The sequence below is a fragment of the Lentzea guizhouensis genome (assembly GCF_001701025.1).
Classification (GTDB): Bacteria; Actinomycetota; Actinomycetes; order Mycobacteriales; family Pseudonocardiaceae; genus Lentzea; species Lentzea guizhouensis.
Window position 1 is genome coordinate 775,070 of record NZ_CP016793.1, and the last position, 21,646, is coordinate 796,715.

Here is a 21,646-nt window from a genome sequence, read left to right on the forward strand (position 1 = left end):
GTGTTCACCTGACCGCGCTCAACTGACCGCGGCCAGCCCCTGGCGCACCACCGCCGCCTCCGGCACGCCCATCTCCTCGAAGTGCCGCAACGCGATCCGCCAGTTCGCCGCCGCACCACCGGCGTCGGACCGGTCGGCCAGCACCCGCGCGGCACCGTCGAGGGCACGGGCGATCTCGACCCGGAACCCGATGTCCTCGGCGAGCTTGCGGGCCCGGTTGTGCCGTTCCAGCGCCACGTCCAGCTCACCGCGTTCGTAGTGCACGCGGCCGAGCAGGTTCGACGCCCAGGCGGCCTGGGCCTGGTTCCCCAGGTGCCGCAACAACGACGTGGCCGACGAACCGAGCTCGCCGGCCTCGTCGAGGTTGCCCTCACGGCGGCAGACGTCGGCGTAGCGGGCGAGCACGAGGACCTCGTCACTGGCGGAACCGGTGTCCTTCGCCAGGCGCAGCGCGGAGTCCAGTGTGAGCCGGGCGGCGGAGAAGTCCTGCACGGCGGCCTGCGCGGACGCGTAGTTCACCAGGACGGCGACCTCGCAGGACAGGTCGAGCTGGTGGCTGTCCCGCGCGGCGGCCCGGTGGTAGGGCAACGCCTCGGTGAAGCGGCCGAACTCGTTGAGCAGCTTGCCGATCACGGCTTCGGCGACCCGGTGCTGCAGCACGTCACCGGTCTCCCGCGCGACGGCCAGTGCCTGTTCGGCGCACTCGAACGCCTGGCCGAGCCGCCCGAAGTGCCAGTGCGGAGCGGTGAGCCGGTGCAACGCCCGGCCTTCCAGCTTCCGGTCCCCCGCCGCACGCGCCGACTCCAGCGAGTGCTCGTGCACCCAGAGCATGTCGTGCATGCGGCCGCGCAGCCGCAGGTACGGGTGCAACGCCTCGGAAAGGTGGCAGACGTGGTCGTGCAGCTCGTTGTCGGTGGCCCCGCGCACGGCGGCCAGCAGCCCACCGCACTCGGCGTCGAACCACGTCACCGCGGCGGACCTGGTGTGCAGCCGGGGCAGCTGCGCGGGCGGGTAGAGGTAGCGCGGCCGTGGCCGGACCCGGCGGTGCACCAGCCGGTCCGCGGCGGCGTTGGCGGCGCAGAGCTGGTAGTCGAGCAGCCGGTGCACCGCGATCGTGCGCAGGCCGGCCGGTTCGATCCGGCCCACCAGCGCGCGGGCGAGGCTGTGCACCAGGTCGTGCAGGCCGTAGCGGCCGGGCGCGAGCTGCACGACCAGCCGCATGTCGAGCAGGTCCTCCAGCACCGTCTCGGCTCTGGTCAGCGCCATGTCGGCGAGGGCGGCGACGGCGTGCACGTCGACCTCGGTCGCCGGCACCAGGCCGAGCAGCCGGAACACCCGCTGGTGACCGGGTTCGAGCGCGTCGTAGGACAGCCCGATCGCGGCCGCCACGCTGCGGTCGCCCACGGCCAGCTCGCTCATCTTGCGTTCCTCGTCGTGCAACCGGTCGACGAGGTACCGGATCGTCCACCGCTCCCGGTTGTGCAGGCGGGTGCACGCGATCCGGATCGCCAGCGGCAGGTGGTCGCACGCGGTCACGAGCTCGCGGGCCGCCTCGGGTTCGCGGTCCACCCGGTCCGCGCCGAGGATGCCGACGACGAGCTCCAGCCCTTCGTCGGTCGGCGGCGGCGCGAGCGACAACGACAGCGTGCCGTCGAGCCCGGTCAGCCGGGACCGGCTGGTGATCATCACAAGCCCGTCGGACGACCCCGGCAGCAACGCCCTGACCTGCGCGCTGTCCACGACGTTGTCCAGCAGCACCATGATCTGCCTGCCCGCGGTCCGCATCCGCCACAGCACCGCCCGCGCGGACAGGTCGTCGGGCAGCTCGTCGCGGGGCACACCGGCCTGGCGCAGCACCGTGCCGAGCGCCTCGACCGGGTCCATCGGCTTGCGGTCGACGGCGTACCCGAGCAGGTCGACGTAGAACTGCCCGTCCGGAAAGCCGTCCGCGAGCCGGTGCGCCATGTGCACGAGCAGCGAGGTCTTGCCGACGCCCGCCATCCCGTCGACCGCGACGATCATCAACCCCTTGCCGGCCTGGTCGCCGACGAACTCGCTGATCCGGCGTTGTTCCTCCACCCGTCCCACGAAATCCGCCATGTCGTACGGCAACGCTTGCGGCACAGCCGTTTCCTGCGGCGCGTGCGGCACGACGTCCAGCTCCGGCTCGTTGCGCAGGATCCGTTCGTGCAGCTGCATCAGCTCCGGACCGGGGTCGATGCCCAGCTCCTCGGCGAGCAACCTGCGGCCGTCGTCGTAGACCCGCAACGCCTCCGCCTGCCGGCCCGACCGGTACAGCGCCAGCATCAGCTGGCAGCGGGTGGTCTCGCGCAACGGGTACTCGTCCAGCAACGCGCGCAGATCGGCGACGAGCTCGCGGGCGGCGCCCATGCTCAGCCGCGTCTCCATCAGCTGGTCGGCGGCGGCGATCCGGCGTTCGTTCAGCACCGCCACGGCCGCGTGGACGACCGGGCTGTCGATGCCCGCGAGCGCCGGGCCGCGCCACAGCGACAGCGCCGCGGTCAGGTGCTCGATCACCCCGGCGGCGTCGTCGGCCTCGCGGGCGAGCCGCACCTGCCGGTCGAACATGCCGAGGTCGGTCTGCTCGTCGTGCACGACCGCGCGGTACCCGGCGCCGTCGGTGACGATCAGCCCCGCACCGCCGGGCAACCGCCGGCGCAGGTCGGCGACGATCTTGCGGACCTGGGTCGCCGCGGTCATCGGCGGCTGCTCGCCCCACGCGGCCTCGACGAGCCGTTCCACCATGACCGCACGATTGCGCTCCAGCAGCAACACGGCGAGCAGGCATTCGGCACGCGCGCCGCCGAGCGGCACCCTGGCTCCACCCGACCACGCCTCGAACGCGCCGAGCAAACGAAATTCCACTCCCGCCCCCCAAGCCCAGCGGCGATCATTCCATCCCGTCAAGAATTCAGAGCAGAGCACCGCTCGTGGTGGATTCAGCGCGACTGGATCCATTCAAACGCGCACTTGGAATATTCACCCGTAGGCACCAGCCCTCGTTGCCGAGCGTGACGGGAGTCGAAACGGAATCGATGCGGTACACACCCACCGCATTCTGGGACCAACCGACACTCGGGGGCTTGGTCTGCATGGATTCTTTAACACAGCGGCAACTCGGCCTGCTGTTCCGGTCCTACAGAACAGAACGGCACCTCACGCAGCGGCAATTGGCGAAACTGTCGGGCGTCAGCGTGCGCACGATTAGGGACATTGAAATCGGCACGTCACAACAGCCCCGCCGGGAGACGGTGCGACTGATGGCCAATGCGCTCGGACTGTCCAGTCGGGAACACACGGAAATCGAGGCCGCCTCAGGCCGGCCCGTGAGCAGGGACGACCTGAGGTTCGTGTTCGCGACGAGTGCGCTGCCACCACCGTCACCGTTCGACGCGCTCGTCGGGCGGCGCGCCGAGCTCGCCTCGCTGGCCGGTTCGCTGCGCTCCGGCGGCGACCGGCTCGTCACCGTCACCGGCCTGAGCGGCATCGGAAAGACCCGGCTCGCGCTGGAGGTGGCGTTCGCGTTGCACGACATGGACGGCACCGCCGTGCTGTGGTCGTCGCCCGACACCCTCTACCCGACGTCGGTGCGCGCGCCCGAGCAGCTCGCCTCGACGCTGCGGTCCGGTCTCGAAGGCCTGCGCGCCGCCGGGACGGACGGGCTGGCCGAGGTCATCGCCGACCAACCGGCCCTGCTCGTGCTGGACGACTGCCGGTCGCTGCGCTCGGACCGGGTCCTCGCGTTGCTGAGCGACTGCCCGCGGGTGCGGGTCCTGGTGACGGCTCCCGACCCGGTCGGACTGCCCGGCGAACGCGTCGTCCCGCTCGGCCCGCTCACGGTTCCCGGCCGCCGGCACACCGATCCGGACGTGCTCGCCCGCGTGCCGTCGGTCGAGCTGCTCGTCCGGTACGCGCGGCAGGTGCACCCCGGCTTCCGGCTGACCGACGCGAACCTGCCCGCCGTCACGGGCCTCGCCCGCGGTGCCGACGGCATCCCGGCGGTGCTGGCCTCGGTCGCGCAGTGGCTCGCCGTGTACGAGCCGGAAGCGTTGTGCGAGCAGGTGGACGACGACCCGTTCGGGTTCGTCGACGGGCTGCGTGATCGCATCACCGACCGCCTCGACACGCTGGACGGACCGGAGCGGCTGCTGCTGGAACGCCTGTCCGGCCTGAAGAGCGCCTGGTCGGTGACGGACGCGGTGACCGTCACGGGCCTGCCGCCGAGCACCTGCGCGCGGCTGGTGCGCGCCCTGCTGGTGACCGGCGTGGTCCGGCCCGCCTCGGCGGAGGGGCGGTCGCGGTTCGGCGTGCTGAGCCTGGTGCGCTCGTTGACGTGCGCCCGACCGGCGGCGGTGGGTGCCGCGTGATCGCCGTGATCGGGGCGCGCGGCCGGGTGACGACCGCGGCCCGGTTGCTGGAGCGCGGCGCCGCCGTCTGCCTCGTCGACCCGGCGGAGGACCGCGGGCGCGGGGTCGCCTACCGCACCGACGACCCGCGGCACCTGCTCAACGTTCCCGCCGGGAAGATGAGCGCGCGGGAGGACGATCCCGGCGACTTCGCGCGGTGGGCCGGGGTGGCGGCGACGGACTTCGCGCCACGCCGGGTGTTCGGGGCCTACCTCGCGGCACACCTGGACGGGGTGTCGGCACGGTGTCCCGGCCGGCTGCGGGTGGTGCGGGACCGTGCGACCGGGGTCGAGCGGGTGCCCGGCGGTCTGCGGATCTCGTTGGCCGCCGGGGACTTCCTCACCGCGGATGCCGCCGTCCTCGCCCTCGGCCCGGTCGGTGCTCCCGACGACTGGGTGCCCACCGCCACGGCGAACCCGGCGTTCGTACCGGACCCGTGGGCGCCCGGCGCGGTGGACCGGGTCGGTGCCGGCGACGTCGTCCTGGTCGGCACCGGGCTGACCGCCGTCGACCTCGCGATCACCCTCGGCCGGCCCGGCCGGGTGGTGCACGCCGTGTCGCGCACCGGTCTGCTCCCGCCGGCACCGCCCGTCGCACCCGATGCGGCCGCCGGAGCTGGCCGGGTGCCGTGGTCTCGACGACGTCCGGCGGCTCGTGTCGGCGCACGTCCGGGAGTCGTTGCGGCGCCACGGCGACTGGCGTCCGGCGCTGGACAGCCTGCGCCCGGTGACCTCCCGGTTGTGGGACCTGCTGCCGTTGCCGGACCGGTCCCGGTTCCTGGCCGAGGACCTGCGTTCGTGGGAGGTGCACCGCCACCGCATGCCGAGCAGCACCGCACGCACGTTGATCCGGTTGCGGCGCAACGGCTTGCTTCGCGTCCACCGCACCGGGATCACCGCTGTCCGGGTGCTCGCCGGCGGTGCCGGCCTGCGGCTGGGCAACGGCACCGAGCTCACCGCGGGCACCGTCGTCAACTGCACCGGCCTGCGCCACGACGTGCGCCGGTGCACCGACCCGCTCGTCACCGGCCTGCTCGCGGACGGCATCGCGGCACCGGGACCGCTGGGGCTCGGCTTCGACACGTCGCCGGACGGCCGGGTGCGCGGTGGTGCTCCACTGTGGACGCTCGGTGCGCTGCGGCGCGGGAACCTCTGGGAGACGACGGCGTTCCCGGAGATCCGCGCGCAGGCCTCGGCGGTGGCCCGTGCGGCCACGGAGTCGCTGGAGGTGTCGTGCTAGCCCAACACCCCGAGGGGATCGTCGAGCACCGGCTGCCACGCCAGCTCCGCCGCACCGACCAGGCTGTTGTGCGCCAACGCCGACGGCACCAGCGGCACGCTCCGCTCCCACAGCCCGCGGTCGGCGACCAGCCCGGTCAGCCGGTCCGGGTCGCGGTCGAGCAACGCGGCGTGCAGGCCGCCGAGCACGATCCGGTCCGGGTTCAGCACGTTCACCAGCCCGGCGAGGCCCGCCGCCAGCCGTTCGACCACGCCCTGCACCGCGGGATCACCGTCCCGCACCAGCTCCTGGGCCTGGACGAGGGGCGCGACGTCCGGTCGCACCTCGCGTCCGGCCGCCTCCAGCAACGCGATCGGGTCGGTCTCGACGTCGAGACAGCCCCGGTTGCCGCAGTGGCACCGCCGACCAGAAGGGTTGACCGTGACGTGACCGACCTCCATCGACAGCCCGGAACTGCCCGTGTAGAGCCGCCCTCCGACCACGAACGCGCCACCGACGCCGCGGTGTCCGGTGGCCGTCATCAGCAGGTGCGTGGCACCTCGACCGGCGCCGTGCCGGTGTTCGGCCAGCGCGGCGAGGTTGATGTCGTTCGCGACGAACGCCGGCACCGCGAGCCCGGCCCGTTCGACCTGTTCGGTGAAGACGTCCCGCACCGGCGCACCGACCGGCCACGCGAGGTGCAGCGGGTTCAGCGCGGTCCCGTCCGGCTCGGCCACCGCGGACGGCACGGCGAGCCCGGCGCCACACACCGCCGGCCGCTCCGTTCGACGAGCCCGGCCCCGGCGGCCACGACAGCGGACAGCACGTCGGCGGGATCGGCCGGCCTCGTGCCGTGCGGCCGTGGTCGCGGCGATGGTCCCACCGAGCCCCACGACGGCCACCCGGTAGCCGTCCACGTGCACCTGCGCGGCCAGCACGACCGGGCCGTCCGGGTCGAGCGCGATCCGGTGCGACGGCCGGCCACGCGCAGTAGCCGGACCCCCCGGACGGGTGTCGTTGCGGATCAGTCCCAGCGCCTCCAGCTCACCGGTCACCGCACCCGTCGTCGCACGGGTGACGCCCAGCTCAGCGGTCAGATCAGCCCGTGTCCCGACCTGTCCGAGATGCACCAGCGAGAGCACCTGTCCCAGGACAGCGTGCCCGCGCTTGAGCCTTGGCCTCATCTCCGTCATGCCCCTACACTCATTTTGTGCCACCGATGAACAAATTATCCACGACCACGAATCCGGCACCGGCTGCACTCGTGCAGCTGCGCATCGCGGTGACCATGTTCTTCGCGCTCGGCGGCTTCCTCTTCGCCGGCTGGGCGGTGCGCATCCCCGCGATCAAAGACCAGACAGCGGCCACACCGGGTGCCCTCGGACTCGCGCTCTTCGCGATGACGGGCTCGGCGGTCGCCACGATGAGCGTGGCCGGCAGCATCTGCCAGCGCTTCGGCAGCAGACAGGTCACCATCGCCACCGCCGCGTTGCTCTCGGTCAGCGTCGTGCTGCCGACGTTCACGCACTCGGCCCTGACGCTCGGCCTGTCGCTGCTGCTGTTCGGCGTCGCGTACGGCGGCATCGACGTGGCGGTCAACAGCGTCGCCATCGACCTCGTCGAGGCGATGGAACGCCCGGTCATGCCGAGCCTGCACGCGGCGAACAGCCTCGGCAGCCTCGCCGGCGCGGGACTCGGCGGCCTGCTCGCCTCGCACCTGTCACCCACGGCGCACATGCTGCTCCTCGCCCCGGTCGGCCTGCTGGCCACGGCGTGGTTCGGACGAGTCCTGCTCGCCCACCCGCTGCCGAGCTCGCACACCGACGACGGCGCCACCGGGCTGCGGCTGCCGAAGTTCACCTCGGGCGTCCTGCTGTTCGGCCTGATCGGGCTGTGCGCGGCCTACAGCCAGGGCGCGCTCGACAGCTGGGTGCCGTTGCACCTGAGCGACGACCTGGGCGCCGGTCAGGGCCTGGCCGCGGCGGGCTACGCCGTCGTGCAGGGCACCATGACCGTCGGCCGCCTGTCGGGTGTCCGGCTGCTCGAACGCCTGGGACAGACCAAGGTCGTCGTCATCGGCGGTGCCCTGGCCTGTGCCGGCACGCTGGTCGCCGCGCTGTCCCCCGACCTCCCGCTGGCGTTCGCGGGTCTCGCCGCGACCGGCCTGGGCCTCGCCAACATCTTCCCGGTCGCCATGGCCCGCGCCGGCCAGCTCGGCGGCCCGAACGGCGTCGCGGTCGCTTCAACGCTCGGCTACGGGGGCATCCTCCTGGCGCCGCCCACGATCGGGTTCCTGGCCGGCGAGGTCGGGCTGCCGGTCGCGCTGAGCCTGATCGCGTTCATGGTGGCGGCCGCGGCGACGATCGGGTTCGTCGTCCGCAACCGCTGACCGAGCTGGTCGAGCTGTTCCAGCTGTTCGAGAAGGAGGTCCCATGGCTTCGGACGTCGAGCTCGCCGCCGAGCTGGCCACGTCATCCGGGCAACTGTTGCAGGAGCTGCGCCGAGGACCGTTGCGCGGCAAGGAGCTCGGCAAGGCGGGCGACGAGCAGTCCCACGAGCTGCTCGTCAAGGCACTGGCCGAGGCCCGCCCCGCCGACGCGGTGCTCTCCGAGGAGGGCGACGACGACCTCGGCCGCCTCGACGCCGACCGCGTGTGGATCGTCGACCCGCTCGACGGCACCCGCGAGTACGGGCAGCTCGACCACGCGGACTGGGCCGTGCACGTGGCGCTGTGGCAACGCGGCCGCGGCATCACCGACGCCGCCGTCGCCCAGCCCGCACTCGACGCCGTCTACACGAGCAGCGGCACAACGGCGGCCGACCCCAGCGGCCCGTTGCGGATCGTGGTGAGCGCCAGCAGACCACCCGAGTTCGCCAGCGCCGTGAGTGACGCCCTCGGCGCCGAGCTCGTCCCGATGGGCTCGGCGGGCGCCAAGGCCATGGCGGTGGTGCGCGGGGAGGCGGACGTCTACCTGCACGCCGGCGGCCAGTGGGAGTGGGACTCGGCCGCGCCCGTCGGGGTTGCGGTCGCGGCCGGGTTGCACGCCTCCCGCATCGACGGCTCACCGCTGGAGTACAACCAGCCCAAGCCGTACCTGCCTGACCTGCTGATCTGCACACCCCGGCACGCCGAGGCCGTCCTGTCAGCAGTACGGACGGCAATCGGCGGCTGACTTCCGGCGGTGCCGGTCACTAGGGTCCAAACGTGTCCAGGCACCTGTCGTCCGTTGGCGACGACGAACCCGACAAGCCCTGCTTGGTGCTGAGCAACGGCGAGTGGTGGCACGGCACCCTGGTCTGGGAGCCGGCCAAGCGAGCCGACGGCCTCTGGTGGGCTCGCGTCACGTACCGCCGTGACGGCGAGCTCGTCACCGAGGTGCGCAGTCAGCACGACCTGCGAGCTCAGTGACAGCTCAGCTCCAAGTGAAGGGCCTTGACCAGTAAGAGTCAGCTCGAACCAGGTAAAGGCGCCTAACCAGCAACTCCGCAGCTCCGGCGAGCTACGGCAGCAACCTGCGCACGACGGCGTCGGCGAGCAACCGGCCCCGGTCGGTCAGCACGCAGCGGTCGTCCAACGGCTCCAGCAACCCGTCCGCGACCGCCTGCTTCGCCTCTTCCCGGCCCGCGATGTCCAACACACCGGTCGGCAGCCCCTCTGCCAGCCGCAGCTCCAGCAGCACCCGCTCGACCCGGCGGTCCTCGTCGGTGAGCTGCTCACGGCCCGCGGCCGGCGACTTCCCCTCGGCCAGCAACGACGAGTACCGCGCCGGGTGCTTCACGTTCCAGAACCGGACGCCGCCGACGTGGCTGTGCGCGCCGGGCCCGAAGCCCCACCAGTCGGCACCCTTCCAGTACAGGACGTTGTGCCGGCACTGAGCCTCGGCCGAGGTCGCCCAGTTCGACACCTCGTACCAGGAGAACCCGGCTCCGCTCAGCTTCGCGTCGACCATCTCGTAGCTCGACGCGAGGACGTCGTCGTCCGGCATCGGCAGGTCGCCGCGGCGGATCCGCCGGGCCAGGCCGGTGCCGTCCTCGACGATCAGCGCGTAGGCGGAGACGTGGTCGACGCCGGCGTCGAGCACGGCGTCCAGCGACGCCGCCAGGTCTGACGGCTGCTCGCCCGGTGTGCCGTAGATCAGGTCGAGGTTGACGTGCTCGAAGCCCGCGGCCCGGGCTTCCCGCGCGGCGTCGACCGGGCGGCCGGGCGTGTGCTTGCGGTCGAGCACCTGCAGCACGTGCCGGGCAGCGGACTGCATGCCGAGCGACACCCGCGTGTAGCCGGCGGCGCGGATGCCCTCGAAGAACGACGGCGACGTCGACTCCGGGTTCGACTCGGTCGTCACCTCGGCTCCGGGAGCCAGCCCGAACGACTGATATATCGCATCCAACACATCAGCAAGCCCGGAAGCTCCGAGCAACGAGGGCGTCCCGCCGCCGACGAACACGGTCTCGGCCGGCGGTGGCGTGCCCAGGACGGAGGCCGCCAGGTCGAGCTCGCGGCGCAGGCCCTCCAGCCACGACTGCGGCGAGGCGGACGTGCCGAGCTCGCCGGGCGTGTAGGTGTTGAAGTCGCAGTAGCCGCAGCGGGTCGCGCAGAACGGCACGTGCACGTAGATGCCGAACGGGCGGGAGCCGACACCGGCGAGAGCGGATGGCGGGAGCGAACCGTCGGCGGGCACGGGCTCGCCTTCGGGCAAAGCGGAGGGCATGACGTCCAGTGTCCCCCACACGCCCCGAACGGCGGTGTCCAGCCAGCGAATGTATCTGTCGGTGACAGACACATCACGGAGTGAAACCAGCCTAGGATGTCAACTTCCCCTCGTCAATCCCAGCATGCGGTTGGCGGTGGACCACGCTCTGGACGGCATGCACACTGAGGTCATGCATTCGACTGGAGTCCGCCTCGTGGCCCGCCGCCACGTCGACTTCCGTCGTGTCTCCAGCGCGATGTGCCGTCGTTCGGCATGACCGCGCGCTGATTTGTTCCCGTCGGCGCCCGGCGCGCTGACGACGCCCCCACCACAAGCACCTCCGGGCTCGCACGCGCACCGAGCGCCTCGAAAACCCGGAGGATGGCGATGGTCCCGCCGCAGACGTCACCGCGCGCCAAGCAGCGTCGCGGCGAGGGACAGTGGGCGCTCGGCTACCGAGAGCCGCTGAACCCCAACGAGCGGAGCAAGAAGGACGACAACCCGCTCAACGTCCGCGCCCGCATCGAGAACATCTACGCCCACGGTGGTTTCGACTCGATCGACCCGGCCGACCTGCGTGGCCGGTTCCGCTGGTACGGGCTCTACACCCAGCGCAAGCCCGGCATCGACGGCGGCCGCACGGCCACGCTCGAACCGGAAGAGCTGGACGACGAGTACTTCATGATGCGCGTGCGCAGCGACGGTGGCGCACTGACCACGCAGCAGCTCAGGGTGCTCGGTGAGATCTCGCAGACCTACGGCCGCGACACCGCCGACATCACCGACCGGCAGAACATCCAGTACCACTGGATCCAGATCGAGGACGTTCCCACGATCTGGCAGAAGCTCGAAGCGGTCGGCCTCACCACGATGGAGGCGTGCGGTGACAGCCCGCGCGTCATCCTCGGCTCGCCGGTCGCCGGCATCGCCGAGGACGAGGTGCTCAACGGCCAGCCGGCGATCGACACCATCCTCGAGCGCTACATCGGCGACCCCCGCTTCTCCAACCTGCCGCGCAAGTTCAAGACCGCCATCTCCGGTCTGCAGGACGTGGCGCACGAGATCCACGACGTCGCGTTCGTCGGCGTCGACCACCCCGAGCACGGCCCCGGCTTCGACCTCTGGGTCGGCGGCGGCCTGTCCACGAACCCCATGCTGGGCAAGCGACTCGGCGCCTGGGTGCCGCTCGACGAGGTCCCGGACGTGTGGGAAGCCGTCATCAGCGTCTTCCGCGACTACGGCTACCGCAGGCTGCGGCACCGGGCGCGGATCAAGTTCCTCGTCGCCGACTGGGGTCCGGAGAAGTTCCGCCAGGTCGTGGAGGACGAGTACCTCAAGCGCAAGATGCTCGACGGTCCCGCGCCGGAGGTCCTCAGCCAGCAGCTCGACCACATCGGCGTGAACCGGCAGAAGGACGGCCTGTTCTACGTCGGCGCCGCACCGGTCGCGGGCCGGGTGTCCGGGTCGATCCTGGTCGAGGTCGCGAAGATCGCCGAACGGGCCGGCTCCCAGCGGGTCCGGTTCACACCGCAGCAGAAGATCATCGTGCTGGACGTGCCGGAGACCGCGGTCGGGACGCTCAAGAGCGACCTCGCGAAGCTCGGCCTGCAGGTCGACCCGTCGCCGTGGCGGCGCGGGATCATGGCCTGCACCGGCATCGAGTTCTGCAAGCTCGCCATCGTCGAGACCAAGGCCAGGGCGAACGAGCTGGTCACCACGCTCGAGGCGAACCTCAAGGACATCGTCGACGGCGTCACCGCGCCGATCACCGTGCACATCAACGGCTGCCCCAACTCGTGCGCCCGCATCCAGACCGCGGACATCGGGTTGAAGGGCCAGATCGTCACCGACGACGAGGGCAACCAGGTCGAGGGCTTCCAGGTGCACCTGGGCGGCGGCCTCGGCCTCGACGCCGGGTTCGGCCGCAAGCTGCGCGGCCACAAGGTCACCGCGGCCGAGCTGCCCGCCTACGTGGAGCGCGTGGTGCGGAACTTCGTCGCGCAGCGCGAGGACGACGAGCGGTTCGCCCAGTGGGTCGCCCGCGCGGAGGAAGGTGCGCTGCGATGAGTGCCGGCCGACGTGCGTACCTCAGCGGAGGCTGCGATGAGTGAGAGGGCGACGCCCTTCTACTGCCCCTACTGCGGTGACGAGGACCTCCGCCCGCAGGAGGAGCCGAGCTACGCGTGGCTGTGCACCGGGTGCCGCCGCGTCTTCAAGGTCTCGTTCGTCGGGCTCAACCTGCCGCAGGAGGTGAAGAAGTGAGCGATCTCAAGGAAGACCTCAAGATCGTCGCCGAAGCCGCTCAGGAGGAGCTGGCGAACGCCACCGCGATCGAGGCACTGGAGTGGACCGCGCAGACGTTCGGCGACAGCTACATCGTCGCCTCCAACATGCAGGACGCCGTGCTGATCGACCTCGCCGCGAAGGTGAAGCCGGACTTCGACGTGCTGTTCCTGGAGACCGGGTACCACTTCCCGGAGACCATCGGCGTGCGCGACGCGGTCGGCGTCGTCTACCCGGAGGTGCGGATCGTCAACGCCGCCGCCGAGCAGTCGGTGGAGGACCAGGAACGCGAGTTCGGCCTGCTCCACCAGACGAACCCGGCGCAGTGCTGCAACCTGCGCAAGGTCATCCCGCTGCGGCGTGAGCTCGCGAAGTACGACGCCTGGGTCACCGGGGTGCGCCGGGTGGACGCGCCGACGCGGGCGAACACGCCGATCGTGCAGTGGGACGAGCGCAACGGCCTGGTGAAGGTCAACCCGATCGCGCCGTGGTCGGACGACGAGTTCAACGCCTACCTCCACGAGAAGGGCATCCTCGAGAACTTGCTGGTGCAGGAGGGGTATCCCTCCATCGGCTGTCTGCCGTGCACGTCGAAGCCGCTGCCGGGGCAGGACGCCCGCAGTGGCCGGTGGGCGGGTCAGGCCAAGACGGAATGCGGGTTGCACGGATGACTCTGGCACTGGACACCCTGGGGCGCCTCGAATCGGAGGCGATCCACATCTTCCGCGAGGTCGCGGGCGAGTTCGACCGGCCGGTGATCCTCTTCTCCGGCGGCAAGGACTCCACCCTGCTGCTGCACCTCGCGATCAAGGCGTTCTACCCGGCGCCGGTCCCGTTCCCGCTGCTGCACGTCGACACCGGGCACAACTTCGACGAGGTCATCGAGTTCCGCGACCGCGTCGTCGCACAACACGGTCTGCGTCTGGAGGTCGCGAAGGTCCAGGACTGGATCGACGACGGCCGCCTCGAGGAACGCCCGGACGGCACGCGCAACCCGTTGCAGACCGTGCCGTTGCTGGACTCCATCACGCAGCACAAGTTCGACGCGGTGTTCGGCGGCGGCCGCCGCGACGAGGAACGCGCCCGCGCCAAGGAGCGGATCTTCAGCCTGCGCACGGCGTTCGGCCAGTGGGACCCGAAGCGGCAGCGCCCGGAGCTGTGGAACCTCTACAACGGCCGGCACCGCGCGGGGGAGCACGTCCGGGTGTTCCCGCTGTCGAACTGGACCGAGCTCGACGTGTGGAACTACATCGAGCGCGAGGGCATCGAGCTGCCGGACATCTACTACTCGCACCAGCGAGAGGTGTTCCTGCGCGACGGCATGTGGCTCGCCGAGGGCCCGTGGGGCAAGGCGCGCGACGGGGAAACCCTGCTGCGCAAGACGGTTCGCTACCGCACGGTGGGCGACGGCTCGTGCACCGGTGCCGTCGAGTCCGACGCCGCCGACATCCACGCGGTGATCGCCGAGGTCGCCGCGTCCAGGTTGACCGAGCGCGGCGCCACGCGGGCCGACGACCGGTTGTCCGAGGCCGCCATGGAAGACCGCAAGCGGGAGGGGTACTTCTAAATGAGCGACCTGTTGAGGTTGGCCACGGCAGGCAGCGTGGACGACGGCAAGTCCACGCTCGTCGGCAGGCTGCTCTACGACACCAAGTCCGTGCTCGCGGACACGCTCGACGCCGTGCACCGGGCGAGCGCCGACCGCGGTCTCGCGACGCCCGACCTGTCGTTGCTGGTCGACGGCCTGCGGTCGGAACGCGAGCAGGGCATCACGATCGACGTGGCGTACCGGTACTTCGCGACGCCGAAGCGTTCCTTCGTGCTCGCGGACACCCCCGGCCACGTGCAGTACACCCGCAACACCGTCACCGGCGCCTCCACCGCGCAGCTCGCGGTGCTGCTCGTCGACGCGCGCAAGGGCGTCATCGAGCAGACCCGGCGCCACGCGGCGGTTCTCGCGCTGCTGGGCGTGCCGCGGCTCGTCCTCGCGGTCAACAAGATCGACCTCGTGGACTACGACCAGGTGACGTTCGCCCGCATCGCCAAGGAGTTCACCGCGCACGCCACGGCGCTCGGCTACACCGAGGACGCGGTCGTGGAGATCCCGGTGTCCGCGCTGGCGGGAGACAACGTCGTGGAGAAGTCCGCGAACACGCCCTGGTACTCCGGTCCGACGCTGCTGGAGCACCTGGAGAACGTGCCAGTAGAAGAAGACGGACCCCGCCGCGCTGATGGATCTGGGCTGCCGTTCCGGTTCCCCGTGCAGTACGTGATCCGGCCGCGCACCGCCGAGCACCTCGACTACCGCGGGTACGCGGGCCAGGTCGCGGCGGGCACGGTCAAGCCGGGTGACGAGGTCGTCGTGCTGCCCTCCGGCCGCCGTTCGACGGTCACGAGGATCGACACGATGGACGGTGAACTGGCGGAGGCGGCGGCCGGCCAGTCCGTGACGTTGTTGCTGGCGGACGACATCGACATCTCGCGCGGCGACCTGATCGCGGTGGCGGGCAACGAGCCCAAGGTCACCGACGAGCTGGACGCCACGCTCTGCTGGCTCGCGGAGAAGCCGCTGCGAGCCGGTGCCCGCGTCCTCGTCAAGCACGGCACGCGCACCGTGCAGGCGATTGTCACCGAGCTGCGCGACCGCTTCGACGAGCAGACGCTGTCCAGTGTGGACGGCCCGGCGTCGTTGGAGCTCAACGAGATCGGCCGAGTGGCTCTGCGCCTGGCAGAGCCCGTTCCGCTGGACGACTACAGCTTCAGCCGCCGCACCGGGTCGTTCCTGGTGATCGACGCCGCCGACGGCAGCACGCTCGCCGCCGGCCTGGTGGGCGCGCCGCTGCCGGAGTTGGACGCGGAGAGCTGTACCGAGGGCGGCGACATCGCCGCCCAGGACGACCGCGCCCTCGTCTCCCCCGGTCCCTGAAAGGCCATCTTCCTGTGAACCTCAAGCCCGCCATCGCCGTTGCCCTGATCGCACTGACAACACTGTCCGCCTGCAGCCGCGCCGACTCCGGTGACGCGCCGGTCGCCCAGTCCAAGGGCCCCGCGGCCGAGGTGCGGGTCGGGTACTTCCCGAACGTCACGCACGCCGCCGCGTTGATCGGCGTGGAGAAGGAGCTCTACAAGAAGGAGCTCGGCAGCACCAAGCTGACGACGCAGACGTTCAACGCGGGCCCCGACGAGGTCAACGCGCTGCTGGGCGAGTCGCTCGACATCGCCTACATCGGGTCCGGTCCGGCGATCAACGCCTACGCGAAGTCCAAGGGCGAGGCGGTGAAGCTCATCGCCGGCGCGACCTCGGGCGGCGCGCAGCTCGTGGTGAAGCCGGAGATCAACTCGATCGAGGACCTCAAGGGCAAGGTCGTCGCCACGCCGCAGCTCGCGAACACGCAGGACGTGTCGCTGAAGAAGTACCTGGCGGAGAAGAACCTCACCGGCCAGGTCACGGTCACGAACGTGGAGAACGCCGCGTCGCTCGACCTGTTCAAGAAGGGCGACATCCAGGCCGCGTGGGCGCCGCAGCCGTGGTCGGCGCGCCTGGTCGCCGAGGCGGGCGCGAAGGTGCTGCTGGACGAGAAGACGCTGTGGGAGGGCGGGGCGTTCCCGACCACGGTGATCATCGTGCGGACGAAGTTCCTGCAGGAGCACCCGGAGACGGTCGAGGCCGTGCTGAAGGGCCACGTCGCCGCGATCGACTGGACCAAGGGCAACAAGGACGACGCGAAGAAGACCGTCAACGCCGCGCTGGAGAAGCTCACGTCCAAGAAGCTCGGCGACAAGATCCTCGACGCCGCCTGGGACAACATCGAGCTCACGACCGACGCGCAGGCCAAGCACTTCCCGCAGCTCGCGAAGGACGCCGTGACCGCCGGGGTGGCCCAGGAGGCCGCGAACGTCGCCGGGTACGCCGACTTCACGTTGCTGAACAAGGTGCTCCAGGCACAGGGCAAGCCGCAGGTGCAAGCAGCCGGACTGGACCAGAAGTAGTAGCAGAGAGCACCGAGGGGACACGGATATGACCGCCACGCTCGACACCACGCTTCTGTCCACTGCGGACACCGCTGTGGAGCTGTCCGGCATCAGGAAGGTGTTCGGCCACGGGAGCTCGGCCGTGGTGGCGCTCGACGGCGTCGACCTCAAGGTCAGGCCGGGTGAGTTCGTGTGTCTCCTCGGTGCTTCCGGCTGCGGCAAGAGCACGCTGCTGAACATCGTCGCCGGCCTCGACGGCGCGACGGCGGGTTCGTTGCAGCTCAACACGTCGCGCCCGGCCGTGATGTTCCAGGAGCCCGCGCTCATGCCGTGGCTCACCGCCGCCCGCAACGTCGAGCTGGCGCTGCGGTTCGCCGGTGTCGGCCGGTTGGAACGCAGGCGGCGCGCGCAGGAGCTGCTGGAGCTGGTGCGCCTCGGCGACGTGGCGGACAAGCGCCCGCACGAGCTGTCCGGTGGCATGCGCCAGCGCGTGGCTCTGGCCCGCGCGCTGGCCTCCGCCACGGTCTCCGCCGACGGCGCACCGGCCCTGCTGCTGATGGACGAGCCGTTCGCCGCATTGGACGCGATCACCCGCGACGTGCTGCAGGGCGAGCTGCTGCGGGTGTGGGAGACCACGAACACCGCGATCATCTTCGTCACGCACGACGTCCGCGAGGCCGTGCGCCTGGGCCAGCGGGTCGTGCTGCTGTCCTCGCGTCCCGGCCGCGTGGTGCGCGAGTGGGACGTGACCGACTCGCGCGCCGAGGTCCTGGACGAGATCAACACCCACCTGCGAGAGGTCATCAGTGGCCACGCCTCCTGACACGCTCGACAAGGTCGGCGCCGGCCTCGACGCGCTCGACGCACCCGTCGAGGTGCGGAAGGTGCCGCTGTGGCGTCGTTTCCTGAAGACGGGCGTGCCGCCGATCATCGCGTTCGCCCTGCTGCTCGGCGTGTGGCAGGCGCTGTGGGCCTCGGCGATCCTGCCGGAGTTCCAGCTGCCCGCCCCGGTGAACGTGTGGAACGAGCTCGTTCGCTCCATCTCCACCGGCGAGGCGTTCGGCATCCTGTGGACCTCGTTGCACCGCGCGGTGCTCGGGTTCCTCGCGGCGGTGCTGATCGCCACCCCGCTCGGCCTCCTGGTCGCCAAGGTGCGGGTAGTGCGCGCCGCGATCGGGTCGTTGCTGACCGGTCTGCAGTCGCTGCCCTCGGTGGCCTGGGTTCCGGCCGCGATCCTGTGGTTCGGCGTGACGCCGTCGACGATCTACTTCGTCGTGCTGATGGGTTCGGTCCCGTCGATCGCGAACGGCCTGGTGGCGGGCATCGACCAGATCCCACCACTGCTGCCCCGCGTCGGGCGCGCGCTGGGTGCCGGCCGGCTGGCGTCGGCGCGGCACATCCTGCTGCCCGCCGCCCTGCCCGGTTATCTGGCGGGGTTGAAGCAGGGCTGGGCGTTCTCGTGGCGGTCGCTGATGGCCGCGGAGATCATCGCGACCTCGCCGCAGCTGGGTGTGGGCCTCGGCCAGTACCTGCACAACGGGTCGTCGCTGAACGACATCAACATGGTGATCGCGGCGATCTTCCTGATCCTGTTGGTGGGCATCGGCATCGAGCTGCTGCTGTTCCGCCCGCTGGAGCGCGCCGTGCTGCGGGCCCGCGGCCTGACGGGGGCGCTGTGATCGGAAACGCTGCGATCGGGGGCGCTGCGATCCCGCTGATCGCCGTCGCGCACGGCAGCCGTGACCCGCGCTCGGCCGCGTCGATCCACGCACTGCTGGACGTCGTGCGGTCGTTGCGCCCGGAGCTGGACGTCCGCGGCTGCTTCCTGGACCTGTGCGCACCGCGGTTGAGCGACGTGCTGCGCGGCCCGTCCGTCGTCGTGCCGTTGTTGCTGGGCAAGGCTTTCCACGCACGGGTGGACGTACCGGCCGCGGTCGCCGAGTCGCGCGTGCCCGCCGTGGTGGCCGACGTGCTCGGCCCGGACCGCGGCTGGAGTCGGCGGCGCTGCGGCGGCTGGCGGAGGCCGGGTGACGTTCGGCGACCGGTCGCTGGGCGTGGTCCTGGCGGGTGCCGGCTCGTCGCACGCACCGGCGAACGAGGCCGTGGCGCGCGTGGCCCGGCGGTGGGCCCGCGAGTCGGGGTGGGCGGGGGTGGAGGCGGCGTTCGCGTCGATCGCCTCGCCCGACGTGCCCGAAGCCGTGGAACGGCTCAAGGCCCGTGGTGCGACCCGGATCGCGGTCGCCTCGTGGTTCCTGGCGCCGGGGTTGCTGCCGGACAAGGTCGCGGCGCTGGCCGGGGAGGACGCACTGGTGGCGCAGCCGTTGGGGGACGACGTCGAGGTGGCGCAGCTGGTGCTGGACCGGTACGACGAGGCGCTGGCGCGGCAGCTGGTGGCCCGCTCGGCCTAGCACACAGACGTTCCGCGGGGCTGGTCTGCTGCGGCAGGCCGGCCCCGTTGCCGTTCCACGCGACACTTTCGGCCGCCGCCGCAAGATCGAGTCCGCAGCGCCGTTCGGGCGATGTGAAGTGTGAAGTGTTGACGTGAAACTTACTCATGAGTAGTCAGGTGATTACGCCGCGTGCTGGAACTGTCCCTCGTCAACTCAACGGGGAGAGGCCATGAAGCTAGCCGGACTCGCATCACTGCTACTGGTTCCCATGCTGATGTTCACGACCAACGCGTCAGCAGCTCCGCAGACCATCACCTTCAAGCTCCGGGCGAGCGCCGTCGGGCAGACGTCGGACTTCACGCTCGACCAGGGGCTGGACGCGTCCGCGCCGGCGACCGTCGCACCGAACAGCGCGCTCACGGTGACGATCGACCCCGCGCCCAACAAGGTTCCCGCCGAGGCGGCCGGGCGGCAGGTGCGGGAGATCAAGGGGCTCGCGCTCAGGCTGCCGGTGCCGGCCAACTCGACGTACCGGTCGGCGTCGCTCTCCGGCGGTGCCGGGCTGGGTGGCACGCCGACGATCGCCTTGCAGGGCAACGATGTCGTGCTGACCGTTCCCGGTCCGATCAAGGGCGGCGCGGACTTCGAGCTGCCGGTCGTGACGATCACCCTGCAGGCGGGCGGGAGCGGCACCATCACCGCGAAGCTCGGCGGCACCGGCTACGACGCGCCCGGCCTCACCTTCACCGCCGTCATCACGGTCATCGGGTTCCCGGTGAACGCCGCCGCGAAGGGCTACCCGGACCCGAACCCCGTCCTGACGAGCACCACGATCGGCTGACAGTCGTGATGCCCCACCCCCTGCCGGGCATCAGGACGTAGCCGCGACCAGTCTGGTCATGGTGTCGAGCGTCGTGCGCAGGTCTTCCAGCGAGACCTGCGCACTGACGCGGTTGGCCCACTCGTGCTGGGCCGCGCGCAACCGGGCGATCGCCGCACAACCGGCCTCGGTCGGCCGCACCAGCTTCGCCCGCTGGTGTGCCGGGTTCGGCAGGTACTCGGCCAAACCCCTGTCCACCAACAGGTCCGCGATCCGCTGGACGGACTGCCGCGCCAGGCCCATCTCGCGGGCGATGCCGGAGACCGACAACGGCTCGCGCAGCACCGCGCCCAGCACCTGCCACCACGCCGCGGTCGGCCGAGCGACACGTCTCCGATCGCGACGTCCGGCAGCATCCGCACGCCGCCGAGCGTCCTGACCGGGTCGGTGGTCAGCCCGACCGTCCTGATCTCGTAGCGCCCCGGCTCCCGCTGGAACGCCTGGATGTTCACCTGCGCGGCCACGTGGCCGTACTCCCAGTCCGCGAGGTCGTCCGCCAGCACCAGGTACACCGTCTTCATCATGACAGTAGACTGTCATATTTGACAGGATGCTGTCAACGAACCCGGCGGCTAAGGTCAGCTCCATGGCAGACGAGCTGGTCCACTACGAGGTGCGGCGTGGCATCGCGACGATCACGCTGGACTCCCCGCACAACCGCAACGCCCTGTCCGCGCAGCTGCGCCGGGAGCTCCGCGAGCACCTGACCGCGGCCGCCGGGGACGACGGCGTCCGCGTGGTCGTGCTGACCCACACGGGCACCGTGTTCTGCTCCGGCATGGACCTCAAGGAAGCCGCCGGTGCGAGCGCGGGCGACCAGGGCGTCAACGAGTTCCCCGCGATCCTCGAACAGCTCTGGACCAGCCCCAAGCCGGTCGTCGCCGCACTCAAGGGCCCGGCTCGCGCCGGTGGCGTCGGCATCGTCGCGGCATGCGACATATCAGTCGCGGCGCACGAGGCGACGTTCGCGTTCAGCGAGGTCCGCATCGGTGTCGTGCCCGCGGTCATCTCGGTGACCGTGCTGCCGCGCCTGCTCCCCCGCGCCGCACACGAGCTGTTCCTGACCGGCGAGACCTTCGACGCCACCCGCGCGGTCCAGATCGGCCTGCTCAACTCCGCTGTGCCCGTCGACGGCGTCGACGCCGAGGTCCGCCGCTACACCGACATGCTCGCGCTCGGCGCCCCGAACGCGCTCGCCGCGACCAAGCAGATGCTGCAGCAGGAACGGTCGACGAACCTCGGCGAGGTGTTCGCGGACATGCTCAAGCTGTCGGCACAGCACTTCGGCGGCCCCGAGGGCCAAGAGGGCATCACAGCGTTCAAGGAGAAGCGCAAGCCGTCCTGGGTGCCTGCCGAAGACTGATGCATCAGAACCAGCCGGTGCACTCGATGACGCCCTGCGAGGAGCCGCAGGCGCGCATCACCCGGCCGTCGTTCTTGAACGCCTCGGTGTACTTCGCCGAGCCCGAGTCGATCCGGGTGTAGCCGAGGAAGCCCTCGTGCGTGTCCGCCGAGGGCTCCTTGCGGTCGGTCCAGATCTCCTCGCCGGGCGTGCCCGACGAGATGCGCCCCCACGCGCACTGCGACTTGTTCGACGCGCGCAGCTCGACCACGCGGCCGCTCTGCATGGTCACCGGGTTGTCGCCGTCCATCGTGTCGAACGGCGTGAAGGGCTGGTCCTGCGAGCAGTCGGGGTCACCGGCAGAGGACACGGCCGGACAGAAAACAGCGACGGCGGCGGCGACCACGAGCGCACAGCCCACGCGACGGTGATGCGTTCCCATG

Annotated in this window: 20 protein-coding genes and 2 pseudogenes; 17 read left to right on the forward strand and 5 right to left on the reverse strand. The window is 71.1% G+C overall.

Annotated features, from left to right (window positions below; all coding sequences use genetic code 11):
• Nucleotides 1–18: 18 nt before the first annotated feature.
• Nucleotides 19–2,886 carry an AfsR/SARP family transcriptional regulator gene (locus tag BBK82_RS04025; protein ID WP_170067866.1) on the reverse strand — a complete coding sequence of 956 codons (2,868 nt, stop codon included), beginning with the start codon at nt 2,884–2,886 and terminating at the stop codon, nt 19–21.
• 227 nt (nt 2,887–3,113) lie between these two features.
• On the opposite strand from BBK82_RS04025, the gene BBK82_RS04030 reads away from it, so the two are divergent.
• From BBK82_RS04030 to BBK82_RS52630, 3 genes and pseudogenes are all read left to right on the forward strand, one after another.
• Nucleotides 3,114–4,388 (forward strand): helix-turn-helix domain-containing protein, encoded by a 1,275-nt coding sequence (locus BBK82_RS04030; protein WP_065913795.1) that lies wholly within the window; start codon nt 3,114–3,116, stop codon nt 4,386–4,388.
• 26 nt (nt 4,389–4,414) lie between these two features.
• Nucleotides 4,415–4,738, forward strand: a pseudogene (locus tag BBK82_RS56580) (FAD/NAD(P)-binding protein); the annotation flags it as partial.
• Nucleotides 4,739–5,027: 289 nt separating this feature from the next.
• Nucleotides 5,028–5,666, forward strand: coding sequence for an FAD/NAD(P)-binding protein (locus tag BBK82_RS52630; protein WP_218920572.1), 639 nt, complete (start codon nt 5,028–5,030; stop codon nt 5,664–5,666).
• Here the strand turns inward: BBK82_RS52630 and BBK82_RS04040 are convergent.
• Nucleotides 5,663–6,838 (reverse strand): ROK family protein, encoded by a 1,176-nt coding sequence (locus tag BBK82_RS04040; RefSeq protein WP_218920573.1) that lies wholly within the window; start codon nt 6,836–6,838, stop codon nt 5,663–5,665. The genes BBK82_RS52630 and BBK82_RS04040 overlap by 4 nt on opposite strands.
• 26 nt (nt 6,839–6,864) lie before the next feature.
• On the opposite strand from BBK82_RS04040, the gene BBK82_RS04045 reads away from it, so the two are divergent.
• Genes BBK82_RS04045 through BBK82_RS04055 form a run of 3 tightly spaced genes read left to right on the forward strand, consistent with a single transcriptional unit; the run spans nt 6,865 to nt 9,054 of the window.
• The gene (locus BBK82_RS04045) at nt 6,865–8,034 is read left to right on the forward strand and encodes an MFS transporter (RefSeq protein WP_154697051.1); all 1,170 of its coding nucleotides are present in this window, start codon (nt 6,865–6,867) and stop codon (nt 8,032–8,034) included.
• 43 nt (nt 8,035–8,077) lie between these two features.
• Nucleotides 8,078–8,818, forward strand: coding sequence for a 3'(2'),5'-bisphosphate nucleotidase CysQ (locus BBK82_RS04050; protein ID WP_065913797.1), 741 nt, complete (start codon nt 8,078–8,080; stop codon nt 8,816–8,818).
• A gap of 32 nt (nt 8,819–8,850) precedes the next feature.
• Nucleotides 8,851–9,054 (forward strand): hypothetical protein, encoded by a 204-nt coding sequence (locus tag BBK82_RS04055; RefSeq protein WP_065913798.1) that lies wholly within the window; start codon nt 8,851–8,853, stop codon nt 9,052–9,054.
• A 91-nt stretch (nt 9,055–9,145) separates the two neighbouring features.
• On the opposite strand, the gene hemW is transcribed toward BBK82_RS04055, so the two are convergent.
• Complete coding sequence (gene hemW, locus BBK82_RS04060; protein ID WP_065920801.1) at nt 9,146–10,354, reverse strand: radical SAM family heme chaperone HemW; 1,209 nt, start codon at nt 10,352–10,354, stop codon at nt 9,146–9,148.
• 369 nt (nt 10,355–10,723) lie between these two features.
• Between hemW and BBK82_RS04065 the strand changes: the two genes are divergently transcribed.
• The 10 genes and pseudogenes from BBK82_RS04065 to BBK82_RS04110 all read left to right on the forward strand — a co-directional run bounded on the left by BBK82_RS04065 (nt 10,724) and on the right by BBK82_RS04110 (nt 19,822).
• On the forward strand, nt 10,724–12,403 hold the full coding sequence (locus tag BBK82_RS04065) for a nitrite/sulfite reductase (RefSeq protein ID WP_065913799.1): 1,680 nt from the start codon (nt 10,724–10,726) through the stop codon (nt 12,401–12,403).
• Nucleotides 12,404–12,439: 36 nt separating this feature from the next.
• Nucleotides 12,440–12,598, forward strand: a complete 159-nt coding sequence (locus tag BBK82_RS04070; protein WP_030472080.1) for a hypothetical protein — start codon at nt 12,440–12,442, stop codon at nt 12,596–12,598.
• A complete protein-coding gene (locus BBK82_RS04075; RefSeq protein WP_065913800.1) occupies nt 12,595–13,290 on the forward strand; it encodes a phosphoadenylyl-sulfate reductase in 696 nt (231 codons plus the stop codon). Before BBK82_RS04070 ends, BBK82_RS04075 begins: the two co-directional genes overlap by 4 nt.
• Entirely contained in the window at nt 13,287–14,186 is a 900-nt protein-coding gene (cysD, locus tag BBK82_RS04080) for a sulfate adenylyltransferase subunit CysD (protein ID WP_179953754.1), read from the forward strand. Before BBK82_RS04075 ends, cysD begins: the two co-directional genes overlap by 4 nt.
• Nucleotides 14,187–15,545 carry a sulfate adenylyltransferase subunit 1 gene (locus BBK82_RS04085; RefSeq protein ID WP_065913802.1) on the forward strand — a complete coding sequence of 453 codons (1,359 nt, stop codon included), beginning with the start codon at nt 14,187–14,189 and terminating at the stop codon, nt 15,543–15,545.
• Nucleotides 15,546–15,559: 14 nt separating this feature from the next.
• Entirely contained in the window at nt 15,560–16,609 is a 1,050-nt protein-coding gene (locus BBK82_RS04090; protein ID WP_065913803.1) for an ABC transporter substrate-binding protein, read from the forward strand.
• Nucleotides 16,610–16,637: 28 nt separating this feature from the next.
• The gene (locus tag BBK82_RS04095; RefSeq protein ID WP_065913804.1) at nt 16,638–17,414 is read left to right on the forward strand and encodes an ABC transporter ATP-binding protein; all 777 of its coding nucleotides are present in this window, start codon (nt 16,638–16,640) and stop codon (nt 17,412–17,414) included.
• The gene (locus BBK82_RS04100) at nt 17,398–18,270 is read left to right on the forward strand and encodes an ABC transporter permease (protein WP_065913805.1); all 873 of its coding nucleotides are present in this window, start codon (nt 17,398–17,400) and stop codon (nt 18,268–18,270) included. Before BBK82_RS04095 ends, BBK82_RS04100 begins: the two co-directional genes overlap by 17 nt.
• Nucleotides 18,271–18,299: 29 nt before the next feature.
• A pseudogene (locus BBK82_RS04105) lies at nt 18,300–18,999 on the forward strand (sirohydrochlorin chelatase).
• 211 nt (nt 19,000–19,210) lie between these two features.
• Nucleotides 19,211–19,822, forward strand: coding sequence for a hypothetical protein (locus tag BBK82_RS04110; protein ID WP_065913806.1), 612 nt, complete (start codon nt 19,211–19,213; stop codon nt 19,820–19,822).
• 30 nt (nt 19,823–19,852) lie between these two features.
• Here BBK82_RS04110 and BBK82_RS56585 read toward each other — a convergent pair whose 3' ends face one another.
• Entirely contained in the window at nt 19,853–20,158 is a 306-nt protein-coding gene (locus tag BBK82_RS56585; RefSeq protein WP_237048023.1) for a MarR family winged helix-turn-helix transcriptional regulator, read from the reverse strand.
• A 289-nt stretch (nt 20,159–20,447) separates the two neighbouring features.
• Here BBK82_RS56585 and BBK82_RS04120 point away from each other — a divergent pair, with 289 nt between their 5' ends.
• Complete coding sequence (locus BBK82_RS04120; RefSeq protein ID WP_065913807.1) at nt 20,448–21,224, forward strand: enoyl-CoA hydratase-related protein; 777 nt, start codon at nt 20,448–20,450, stop codon at nt 21,222–21,224.
• Between the two features lie 4 nt (nt 21,225–21,228).
• On the opposite strand, the gene BBK82_RS04125 is transcribed toward BBK82_RS04120, so the two are convergent.
• A complete protein-coding gene (locus tag BBK82_RS04125) occupies nt 21,229–21,573 on the reverse strand; it encodes a DUF2690 domain-containing protein (protein ID WP_154697053.1) in 345 nt (114 codons plus the stop codon).
• Nucleotides 21,574–21,646: the final 73 nt, after the last annotated feature.

Bases quoted from the DNA above. Each gene is read 5' to 3' on its own strand.
- BBK82_RS04030 (WP_065913795.1), top strand. From the start codon at position 3,114: ATGGATTCTTTAACACAGCGGCAACTCGGCCTGCTGTTCCGGTCCTAC.
- BBK82_RS52630 (WP_218920572.1), top strand. From the start codon at position 5,028: ATGCGGCCGCCGGAGCTGGCCGGGTGCCGTGGTCTCGACGACGTCCGG.
- BBK82_RS04040 (WP_218920573.1), bottom strand. From the start codon at position 6,838: ATGACGGAGATGAGGCCAAGGCTCAAGCGCGGGCACGCTGTCCTGGGA.
- BBK82_RS04045 (WP_154697051.1), top strand. From the start codon at position 6,865: ATGAACAAATTATCCACGACCACGAATCCGGCACCGGCTGCACTCGTG.
- BBK82_RS04050 (WP_065913797.1), top strand. From the start codon at position 8,078: ATGGCTTCGGACGTCGAGCTCGCCGCCGAGCTGGCCACGTCATCCGGG.
- hemW (WP_065920801.1), bottom strand. From the start codon at position 10,354: ATGCCCTCCGCTTTGCCCGAAGGCGAGCCCGTGCCCGCCGACGGTTCG.
- BBK82_RS04065 (WP_065913799.1), top strand. From the start codon at position 10,724: ATGGTCCCGCCGCAGACGTCACCGCGCGCCAAGCAGCGTCGCGGCGAG.
- BBK82_RS04070 (WP_030472080.1), top strand. From the start codon at position 12,440: ATGAGTGAGAGGGCGACGCCCTTCTACTGCCCCTACTGCGGTGACGAG.
- cysD (WP_179953754.1), top strand. From the start codon at position 13,287: ATGACTCTGGCACTGGACACCCTGGGGCGCCTCGAATCGGAGGCGATC.
- BBK82_RS04085 (WP_065913802.1), top strand. From the start codon at position 14,187: ATGAGCGACCTGTTGAGGTTGGCCACGGCAGGCAGCGTGGACGACGGC.
- BBK82_RS04095 (WP_065913804.1), top strand. From the start codon at position 16,638: ATGACCGCCACGCTCGACACCACGCTTCTGTCCACTGCGGACACCGCT.
- BBK82_RS04110 (WP_065913806.1), top strand. From the start codon at position 19,211: ATGAAGCTAGCCGGACTCGCATCACTGCTACTGGTTCCCATGCTGATG.
- BBK82_RS04120 (WP_065913807.1), top strand. From the start codon at position 20,448: ATGGCAGACGAGCTGGTCCACTACGAGGTGCGGCGTGGCATCGCGACG.